General features: G+C 65.8%; 11 protein-coding genes. 5 read left to right on the top strand and 6 right to left on the bottom strand.

The features are described 5' to 3' along the window. Positions 1 to 1,026 carry a ubiquinol oxidase subunit II gene (gene cyoA, locus BLW48_RS27600; RefSeq protein ID WP_093077606.1) on the bottom strand — a complete coding sequence of 342 codons (1,026 nt, stop codon included), beginning with the start codon at positions 1,024 to 1,026 and terminating at the stop codon, positions 1 to 3. Positions 1,027 to 1,205: 179 nt separating this feature from the next. Here cyoA and BLW48_RS27595 point away from each other — a divergent pair, with 179 nt between their 5' ends. The 3 genes from BLW48_RS27595 to BLW48_RS27585 all read left to right on the top strand — a co-directional run bounded on the left by BLW48_RS27595 (position 1,206) and on the right by BLW48_RS27585 (position 3,632). Beyond that, the gene (locus BLW48_RS27595) at positions 1,206 to 2,546 is read left to right on the top strand and encodes an MFS transporter (RefSeq protein ID WP_093057978.1); all 1,341 of its coding nucleotides are present in this window, start codon (positions 1,206 to 1,208) and stop codon (positions 2,544 to 2,546) included. Between the two features lie 79 nt (positions 2,547 to 2,625). Continuing rightward, complete coding sequence (locus BLW48_RS27590) at positions 2,626 to 3,312, top strand: HAD family hydrolase (protein WP_093178642.1); 687 nt, start codon at positions 2,626 to 2,628, stop codon at positions 3,310 to 3,312. Further along, entirely contained in the window at positions 3,309 to 3,632 is a 324-nt protein-coding gene (locus BLW48_RS27585; RefSeq protein ID WP_093178640.1) for a hypothetical protein, read from the top strand. The genes BLW48_RS27590 and BLW48_RS27585 overlap by 4 nt, the downstream gene beginning before the upstream one ends. Here BLW48_RS27585 and BLW48_RS27580 read toward each other — a convergent pair. From BLW48_RS27580 to BLW48_RS27560, 5 genes are all read right to left on the bottom strand, one after another. Beyond that, entirely contained in the window at positions 3,575 to 4,576 is a 1,002-nt protein-coding gene (locus BLW48_RS27580) for an isopenicillin N synthase family dioxygenase (RefSeq protein ID WP_093178638.1), read from the bottom strand. The genes BLW48_RS27585 and BLW48_RS27580 overlap by 58 nt on opposite strands. Further along, positions 4,573 to 5,316: an amino acid ABC transporter ATP-binding protein gene (locus BLW48_RS27575; RefSeq protein ID WP_093178636.1), complete on the bottom strand. Its 744-nt coding sequence runs from the start codon at positions 5,314 to 5,316 to the stop codon at positions 4,573 to 4,575. Before BLW48_RS27575 ends, BLW48_RS27580 begins: the two co-directional genes overlap by 4 nt. Beyond that, positions 5,313 to 6,023, bottom strand: a complete 711-nt coding sequence (locus BLW48_RS27570; RefSeq protein WP_081265922.1) for an amino acid ABC transporter permease — start codon at positions 6,021 to 6,023, stop codon at positions 5,313 to 5,315. Before BLW48_RS27570 ends, BLW48_RS27575 begins: the two co-directional genes overlap by 4 nt. 13 nt (positions 6,024 to 6,036) lie before the next feature. Continuing rightward, positions 6,037 to 6,732, bottom strand: a complete 696-nt coding sequence (locus BLW48_RS27565) for an amino acid ABC transporter permease (protein WP_093178634.1) — start codon at positions 6,730 to 6,732, stop codon at positions 6,037 to 6,039. 88 nt (positions 6,733 to 6,820) lie between these two features. Continuing rightward, entirely contained in the window at positions 6,821 to 7,648 is an 828-nt protein-coding gene (locus BLW48_RS27560) for an ABC transporter substrate-binding protein (protein WP_093077344.1), read from the bottom strand. Positions 7,649 to 7,834: 186 nt separating this feature from the next. Between BLW48_RS27560 and fabV the strand changes: the two genes are divergently transcribed. Together fabV and BLW48_RS27550 are read left to right on the top strand one after the other, a co-directional pair. Continuing rightward, positions 7,835 to 9,031: an enoyl-ACP reductase FabV gene (fabV, locus tag BLW48_RS27555; protein WP_093178632.1), complete on the top strand. Its 1,197-nt coding sequence runs from the start codon at positions 7,835 to 7,837 to the stop codon at positions 9,029 to 9,031. Positions 9,032 to 9,058: 27 nt separating this feature from the next. Continuing rightward, on the top strand, positions 9,059 to 9,478 hold the full coding sequence (locus BLW48_RS27550) for a group II truncated hemoglobin (protein WP_093178630.1): 420 nt from the start codon (positions 9,059 to 9,061) through the stop codon (positions 9,476 to 9,478). Positions 9,479 to 9,501 lie beyond the last annotated feature (23 nt).

Genomic DNA, 9,501 nt, shown 5'->3' with positions numbered 1-9,501 from the left:
TTATTCTTCGGTGGTGCACATCGCGGTGACGTACTTGCGCTTGGGCGTGTCGAGTGAATCGACCTGCCAGGCTTGCTTGGTGGCAACGTTGAAGGCGCCGGGCTTGCCCATGCCGCCGTCGGCGTCGATGGCCATCATTTCCTTCATGCACATCTTGTTGCGGTCCACGCACAGGTTGAGGATGGCGTCGTACAGGGCAGGGTCCACGGCGGCGTAGTGGCGCACGGGCTCGCGCTCGCTGGGCACTTCGAGCTTCTTGTAGAGATCGCGCGTGAGTTCGCCGTCCTTGCCGGCCTTGACCTTCTGGACCCACTGGTCGAAGTCGCCGTTGCTCAGGCCGTGGAACTTGAAGCGCATGCCCGAGAAGCCGGCGCCGCTGTAGTTGGCGGAGAAGCCTTCGAACTCGCCCGGCTTGTTGATCACCGCGTGCAGCTTGGTTTCCATGCCCGGCATGGCGTAGATCTGGCCGGCCAGCGCGGGGATGAAGAACGAGTTCATCACCGAGGAGGCCGTGATCTTGAAGCTGATCGGGCGGTCCACCGGGGCGGCCAGCTCGTTCACCGTGGCGATGCCCTGCTCGGGGTAGATGAAGAGCCACTTCCAGTCGAGTGCCACCACTTCGACCACCAGCGGCTTGGTTTCGGCCGGAATCGCGCGCTGGGCGTCGAGGCGGCGCAGCGGCTGGTAGGGGTCGAGCGTGTGGGTGCTGATCCAGGTGATGGCGCCCAGCGCGATGATGATGAGCAGCGGTGCCGCCCAGATCGCCAGTTCGAGCTGGGTCGAGTGGTCCCAGTCGGGGCTGTAGGTGGCCTCTTTGTTGGACTGGCGATAGCGCCAGGCAAAGAAGATGGTCAGGGCGATCACCGGGATGATGATGATCAGCATCAGCACGGTGGAGACGACGATGAGGCGTCCCTGCTGATTGGCGATGTCGCCGGATGGGTTCATCAGCACCGTGTTGCAGCCCGCCAGGAGCATGGCGGAAAGCAGCAGGAGTGATCGGCGAAGGTTCTTGAGGATGTGCATGCCGAAGGAAAAGAGGTGCAGGGGCGACGCAAAAAGACCCCACAATCTACGCCTGAAGACGGGTTTCGCCTATTGGACGTTTTGTCCTATGGCGGTAAATGTGATTCGGTGCGACGCTCTGGGATCTCCATGGTCTTATGGTGTCGCGCCCCGGCGTGACACCTGAATTACAGCAAGCAATGACGACGTCCAGCATCAGTCCGCAAGGCGCACAGCCGCTGCCGAACTCGCCCGAGCACGGCGGCGCCCGGCAGGGCGACGACCACTCGCACATCGCCCCCGGCGAGATCGCGGTCGGCGTGATCATCGGCCGCGCCTCCGAATATTTCGACTTCTTCGTCTACGGCATCGCCTCGGTGCTGGTGTTCCCGGCGGTCTTCTTTCCGTTCGAGCAGCATCTCGAGGGCGTTCTCTATTCGTTCCTGATCTTCTCCTTCGCCTTCATCGCGCGTCCGTTCGGAACTGTCATCTCGATGGTCATCCAGCGACGATTCGGGCGGGAGGCCAAGCTCACGTCGGCGCTTTTCGTGCTGGGCACCTCCACCGCCGGCATCGCCTTCCTGCCGGGCTATGCGAGCCTTGGCTTCACGGCCATCGTGCTGCTGTCGGTGTTCCGTTTCGGCCAGGGCCTGGCGCTGGGCGCTTCCTGGGACGGCCTGCCGTCGCTGCTGGCGCTGAATGCGCCCGCCAATCGCCGTGGCTGGTACGCCATGCTGGGCCAGTTGGGTGCGCCCATCGGCTTCTTCATTGCTAGCGCGCTGTTCGCTTACCTGTATTCGAGCCTGCCGTCCGAGGACTTCCTCGACTGGGGCTGGCGCTACAGCTTCTACGTGGCCTTCGCGATCAACGTGGTGGCGCTGTTCGCCCGCCTGCGCCTGGTGGCCACCGACGAATACTCGCGCCTGCTCGAAGAGCGTGAACTGGAGCCCACCAGCGTGAGCGAACTGGTTCGCTCGCAGGGCGCCAACCTGCTGATCGGTGCCTTCGCCGCGCTGGCCAGCTACGCGCTGTTCCACCTGATCACGGTGTTCCCGCTGTCGTGGATCACGCTGTATTCCGACCAGTCGGTCACCGAATTTCTGATCGTGCAGATGATCGGCGCGGTGCTCGGCGCTGCCGGCATCGTGGCCTCGGGCCTGCTGGCCGACCGCATCGGCCGACGCTTCACGCTGGGCGGCCTGGCTGCCGTGATCGCGGCTTTCAGTGGTTTCGCCCCCACGCTGCTCGATGGCGGCCGCGTCGGGCAGGACATCTTCATCCTGCTGGGCTTCGTGATCCTGGGCCTGTCGTACGGCCAGGCGGCCGGCGCCGTGACTTCGAACTTCGCGCCCAAGTACCGCTACGTCGGCGCGGCACTCACGGCCGACCTGGCCTGGCTGATCGGCGCGGCGTTCGCGCCACTGGTTGCCCTCGGCCTGTCGGCCCACTTCGGTCTGGCCTACGTCAGCATCTACCTGCTGTCGGGTGCCATCGCCACGCTGGGCGCGCTGGGGCTGAACCGGGCACTGGCGCGGGACTGACGATTTGCACAAGGCAGCCAACTGCCGCCGTTTCTTTCAAAAGGGGCCGTTTCGGCCCCTTTTTCATTAGGATGCCTCGATGTTCGCCGCCGCAATCTTCGACATGGACGGGCTGCTGATCGATTCGGAGCGGCCCATCATGGCCGCCTGGATCGAGGCCGCCCGCACGCTCGACATCGAGCTTTCGCACAGCCAGTACCTGCAGGTCGTCGGGCTGGCCATGACCGAGTCTGAACACATCCTCGCGTCGCTGCTGGGGGGGGCGGATGCCTACAACCACGCCGTGGCTCATGTCCGCCAGCGCCTGCAGCTGGAGCGCTCTGACGGTGCGCCCCTGTTTCCCATCAAGCCCGGCGCGGCCGAATTCCTGAGCGCGCTGCGCGAACGCGGCACGCGCTGCGCCGTGGCCTCGTCATCGACCAGCGGGCAGATCCAGGCCTGCCTTGGCAGCCTGGGCGTACTGCACCATTTCTCGGCTTTTGCGGGCGGCGACGAGGTTGCGCGCGCCAAGCCCGATCCGGCGCTCTACCTGCTCGCGGCCGAACGGCTGGGCGTGGACCCGGCGGAATGCATCGCCTTCGAGGACAGCGAGAACGGCACCAAGGCGGCGCTCGCGGCGGGCATGCGTGTCGTGGTCGTGCCCGACCTCAAGCACCCGCCCGCATCCATCATCGAGCGGGCCTTCCATGTGCTCGAGTCGTTGCACGAAGCGGTACCGCACCTGCCGCGCTGGTTTCCCGGTGAGGCAGCAGCAAGGCTCTCATGATCAAGATCGGCACGCTCTGCCATGTGGTCGACAGCTGCCTGGCGTCGCCCTTCACGGAGCGTGCGGTGGGCCGGATCGTGGAAGTGGTCTCGCCGCCCTACGAGGCGCCGAGCGAGCGCTACCTGCCCGGCACGTACTATGACGTGCTGTTCGAGGGCTGGACCTTCTATTGCCGCAGCGACAAGCTCGTGCCCATTTCCGACCCCGATGCCGAGATCGAACGCTGGGAAGACGCCTTCCTCGACGAGCCTTCGCCAGCCGTTCAGAGCACTTCGTCGCGCAACTGCGGGAACACCTTCGACACCTTCGCGAGCAGGTAGTCGCCATAGCGCCCGCTGAAGGCGTGCACGTTGGCGCGGTCCCAGCGCTCGGCGCTGTCGTCGCGCGCCTCGGCGCCTGCGAGGCCTTCGATGCGCTGCACGCGCGCCTCGAAGTTCGGATCGAAGAACAGCGGAAACGACAGCCGGTCGTGCCCTGAAGTGTTGCGCTTCACCCGGTGCGGCGTCGATTTGTAGAGCCCGCCGGTCATGCGGTCGAGCATGTCGCCGATGTTGCAGACGAACGAGCCCGCCACGGGCGGCGCGTCGATCCAGCCACCTGGCGTGTGCACCGCGAGGCCGCCGACCTGGTCCTGATGCATGATCGTGAGCAGCCCGTAGTCGGTGTGCTCGCCCACGCCCCACTGCACGTCGAGGCCTTCGGGCACGGCCTGCGTCGGATAGTTGAAGAGGCGGAACAGGATCAGCGGGTCGGCCGTGTAGCGTTCGGCGAAGTAGCCCGCGTCCAGGCCCAGGCTCAGCGCGATGCCTTCCATCAGCCGGTGGCCCAGCTGCGTGACGGCCGCCATGTAGTCAAGGATGGTCTCGCGAAAGCCCGGCACGTCGGGAAACAGGTTTGGCCCGTGCACTGGCGTTTTCGCCTGCACCAGTGGGTGCGTGGGGGGCAGTTCGGTGCCGAGGTAGAGGCCTTCCTTCCAGTCGGGCCGGCCCGAAGTCAGCTCGCCGCCGAGCGGGAAGAAGCCGCGCCAGGCGCGTCCGCCGAGGGCCATGCGCCACTGCATCTTGGTTTCTTCGGGCAGCTCGAAGAAGCGGTGGCTCAGCTCTTCGAGCCGCTTCACCAGCGCCGCATCGACGCCGTGGCCCGTCACGTAGAAGAAGCCGTGGGCGCGGCAGGCGGCGCCGATCTGTGCGGCGACGGCGTCGCGCCCGGGTGTGTTTGCCACGAGTGCAGAGACATCGATGAGGGGGAGGGTGGTGTCGGTCATGCGTCTCTCGCGAAAGGCGATCGGATGTCGGACAGGAACTGCTGCGCACGCGGATGCTGTGGCCGGTTGAAGAAGTCGTCGGGCGTGGCGCGCTCCAGCACCTTGCCTTCGTCCATGAACAGCACGCGGTCGGCCACCTCGCGAGCGAAGCCCATTTCGTGCGTCACGCAGACCATCGTCATGCCGTCGCGTGTCAGGTCGCGCATCACCAGCAGCACCTCGCCGACCATCTCGGGGTCGAGCGCGCTGGTGGGTTCGTCGAACAGCATCAGCGGCGGCTGCATCGCGAGCGCGCGTGCAATTGCCACGCGCTGCTGCTGGCCGCCCGACAGTTCGCTCGGCCATGCGTTGGCCTTGTTCGACAGGCCCACGCGATGCAGCAACGCCATCGCGCACTCGTCGGCCTCCTTGCGCGTGAGGCCGCGCAGCTGCATCGGCGCCATCGTGCAGTTCTGCAGCACCGTGAGATGCGGGAACAGGTTGAACTGCTGGAACACGAAGCCGATGCGCGAGCGGAAGGCGTTCACGTCCAGGCCCGGCGCATGGATGTCCTGCCCGTCGACGACGATGCGACCCGATTGAATGGGCTCCAGCCGGTTGAAGGTGCGGATCAGCGTCGACTTGCCCGAGCCCGAGGGCCCGCACACCACGACGACTTCGCCCTTGTGGATGGTCTCGCTGATGTCGACCAGCGCGTGGTAGCTGCCGTACCACTTGTTGACTTTTTCGAGTTCGATCATGCGGACACCTTGGCGGTGGCTGTAGAGATGCCGCGGCGCGCGAGCCGGCGTTCCAGCCAGTAGGCGAAGCGCGACAGGCCGAAGCAGAGAATGAAATACGTCCCGCCCAATATCAGGTAGATCTGCGCGGGCTTGGTGAACACCTGCGTGTTGATCTGCGTCGCGATGAACGACACCTCGGCCAGCCCGATGATGTAGCCCAGCGAGGTTTCCTTGATGGTCGAGACGAACTGGTTCACCAGCGAGGGCAGCATGCTGCGCAGCGCCTGCGGCAGCACCACGAGCCGCATCGCGCGGCCATAGCCCAGGCCCAGTGCGCGGGCCGTTTCCATCTGCCCGCGCGGCAGGCCCTGTATGCCGGCGCGCACGATCTCGGCGAGGTAGGCGGCATCGAACACCACGAGCGCGATCAGCATGGTGGTGAACTGGTCGGTTTTCACGCCGGTGACGCTGGGCAGGAAGAAGTAGGCCCAGAAGATCACCATCAGCAGCGGCAGCCCGCGCACCACGAACACGAAGCCCGTGACCGGCCAGCGCAGCCAGCGCCACGGGCTCACGCGCGCCAGCCCGAGCACGATGCCCAGCGGCAGTGCGAGCACCAGCCCGCAGGAGGCCAGGAGCAGCGTGAGCACCAGCCCGCCGAGCGGGCCGTTGGGGTACTGCCCGATGAGGAAGTAGACCCAGTAGTCGTTGATGATCTGCAACATCGCGTTGGCGCCCTCAGATGGTCCGCACCGGGTAACGGTGGTGGTACCAGGTCGCCAGCCCGGTGATGGCCAGCGACACCGTCAGGTACGCCGCGCTCGCGAACGCAAAAGACTCGAAGCTGCGGAAGGTCGCGCTCTCGACCTGGCCCGCCTGGTACATCAGCTCGGCCACGCCGATCACTGTGGCGATGGAGGTGTTCTTCCACAGGCTCAGCGTCTGTGAGATGAGCGGCGGAACGGTCACGCGCAGCGCCTGCGGCAGCACCACGCGGCGCATGGTGGCCAGGTAGCTGAAGCCCATTGCGCGGCCGGCTTCGAACTGCACCGAGGGAATCGCGCGGATGCCGCTGCGGATGTCTTCCGCCATGAAGGCGGCCGTGTACAGCGCCAGCGCGATCACAGCGCTGTAGGCCTCGATATGCCCCGCGTAGAGCCATTGCTTGATGCCCTCGGGCAGCAGCTCGGGTGCGCCGAAGTACCAGAACAGCATGTGCGCGAGCAGCGGGATGTTGCGGATCGACTCCACGTACGCAAAGCCGAGCCAGCGCAGCGGCGCGAAGGGCGACAGCCGCAGGAGCGCCACCACCAGTGCGATGGGCAGCGCCAGCACCAGCGCGGCCGCGAGCAGCTGCAGCGACAGCAGCAGGCCCGCGATGAGCATGTCGTGGTACTTGCCGGTCAGCAGCAAGGAATAGTCGAACAGGGGCATGGGGGGCGACAGTATCACCGCCGCGAAGGGCCGGGGCCGCGTGCCCCCATCCCGGCCTTCCCCCGGCGGGGGAAGGAGAAACGCGGGCTCAGTCGATCTTGTCGGAGTCGAGCTTGAAGTCGCGCGTCTGGAAGCCAGAAGCCGTCGTCGGGCCGTACCACTTGATGAAGATCTTCTGCGCTTCGCCCGACTTCTCGAGCTCGCGCAGCGTGTCGTCCACCACGGCCTTCAGGCCGGTCTCGCCCTTCTTGATGCCGATGGCCAGCGCCTCGGTGCTCAGGTTCTGCTTGAGCACCACGTACTGCGCCTTCTGCGGGCCCAGCTTGGCGTAGCTGCGCAGCAGTGCGGCCTCGTCGTCCACATAGCCCACGCCCTTGCCCTGCTGCAGCGCCTGGAAGGCCTGCTGGCTCGTGTCGAAGGTCACGACCTCGACGTTGGGCACGGCCTTGCGGATGTTGGGCTCCTGCGTGCCGCCGCGGATGGTCAGCACCTTCTTGCCCGCGAGCTGCGGCACTTCGGCGATGCCGCTGTCCTTCTTCACGATGGCCTTCTGGCCGGTGACGAAGGTGGTGAGAGAGAAGTCGATCTGCGCCTCGCGCTCCTTGTTGTGCGTGAGGCCGGCTGCCACCAGGTCAACGTGGCCCTGCTGCAGCTCCGGAATGCGCGCGGCCACAGCGATCTGCTTGAGCACCGGCTTCACGCCGATTTTCTTGGCGATGGCGTTCACCAGGTCGACTTCGTAGCCGACGATCTGGCGCGTCTTCGGATCGACGAAGGTCGCGGGCTCGTCGGTGCCGAGCACGCCGACGACCAGTTCGCCCTTTTTCTTGATGTCGGCCAGCTGGTCGGCGTGGGCGACGGTGCCGAGCAGGAAGGTGGAAGCGGCGACGGCCGCGGCGAGCAGGGTGTGGCGCATAGGTTGTCTCTCTCCTAAAGGAAATTCAGGGTCGAACCATATCAATAAAACCCCTGATTATTAAATCGTCAATCGACATATGCATATGGACAAGCTGAAGGCGGTTACTACGGGCTGGGTTAAATTCGCGGCGCCAAAAACGCGCTCCCGCCGTTTTCTTCCCGCATCTCATCCAGCGAGATCCTCATGATCATCAAACCCCGCGTACGTGGCTTCATCTGCGTCACGACCCATCCCACCGGCTGCGAAGCCAACGTCAGGCAGCAGATCGACTACGTCAAGGCCCAGGGGCCCATCGCGGGCGGCCCGAAGAAGGTGCTGGTGATCGGCGCATCGACCGGCTACGGCCTGGCCGCGCGCATCACCGCCGCCTTCGGCTGTAGCGCCGACACGCTCGGCGTGTTCTTCGAACGCCCGGGCAGCGAAACCAAGCCCGGCTCGCCCGGCTGGTACAACACCGCCGCTTTCCATCGCGCCGCGACAGCCGAAGGCCACTACGCGAAGAGCATCAACGGCGATGGCTTCTCCGATGCTGTGAAGCAGCAGGTCATCGACACCATCCGCGCCGACCTCGGCCAGGTCGACCTCGTCGTCTACAGCCTGGCAGCGCCGCGACGCACGCATCCGAAGACCGGCCAGGTCTTCAACTCGGTGCTCAAGCCCATCGGCAAGTCGGTGAACCTGCGCGGCCTCGACACCGACAGCGGGGCCGTGAAGGAAACGGTGCTCGAACCCGCGACGCAGGAAGAAATCGACAACACCGTGGCCGTGATGGGTGGTGAAGACTGGCAGATGTGGATCGACGCGCTGCAGCAGGCCGGCGTGCTGGCCGACGGTGCGAAGACCACCGCCTTTACCTATCTGGGCGAGCAGATCACGCACGACATCTACTGGAACGGCTCCATCGGCGCCGCCAAGAAGGACCTCGACCAGAAGGTGCTGGGCATCCGCGCGCAGCTGGCCGCCAAGGGCGGCGATGCGCGCGTGTCGGTGCTGAAGGCGGTCGTCACGCAGGCCAGTTCGGCCATTCCGATGATGCCGCTGTACCTGTCGCTGCTGTTCAAGGTGATGAAGGCGCAGGGCACGCACGAGGGCTGCATCGAGCAGGTGCACGGGCTCTTTGCCGAAAGCCTCTACGGCAGCACGCCGCACATCGACGAGGACGGCCGCCTGCGCGCGGACTACAAGGAACTGGCGCCGCAGGTGCAGGCTCGCGTGCAGGAGCTCTGGCCGCAGGTGACCGGCGACAACCTCGACGAGCTCACCGATTTCGCCGGCTACAAGACCGAGTTCCTGCGCCTCTTCGGCTTCTCGGTGGAGGGCGTGGACTACGAGGCCGACGTGAACCCCGACGTGGCCATTCCCGGCCTCGTGCAGCTCTAGCAAGCGCCCGGAGGGATACTCCAGCCCATGCAGATTCAAGAAAAGCCGCCCGCCGGCACGCCGTTCGACTGGATCGGCGGCGAACCGAAGGTAGAGGCGCTGGTCGAGCGCTTCTACGACCTGATGGACCTCGAGCCCGCCTATGCGCAGCTGCGCGCAGTGCACGGCACCAGCCTCGACAACGCGCGCCAGCGCCTGTTCTGGTTCCTGTGCGGCTGGCTCGGCGGGCCGCAGCACTACACCGACCGCTTCGGCCATCCGATGCTGCGGGCGCGCCACCTGCCGCAGAGCATCGGCGGCCACACCATCGGCATCAAGGAGCGCGACCAGTGGCTGGCCTGCATGGACCAGGCCATGGGCGAGACGGGCGTGCCGCAAGACTTGCGCGAGCGCCTGCGCGACTCCTTCTTCAAGACCGCCGACTGGATGCGCAACCGCGGCGAGTGACCGACCGATCACACAACGATTTC

It is taken from the genome of Variovorax sp. YR266 (genome assembly GCF_900107295.1).
In the GTDB taxonomy this organism is placed as follows: domain Bacteria; phylum Pseudomonadota; class Gammaproteobacteria; order Burkholderiales; family Burkholderiaceae_C; genus Variovorax.
This window is presented reverse-complemented; position numbering and strand designations above follow the sequence as displayed.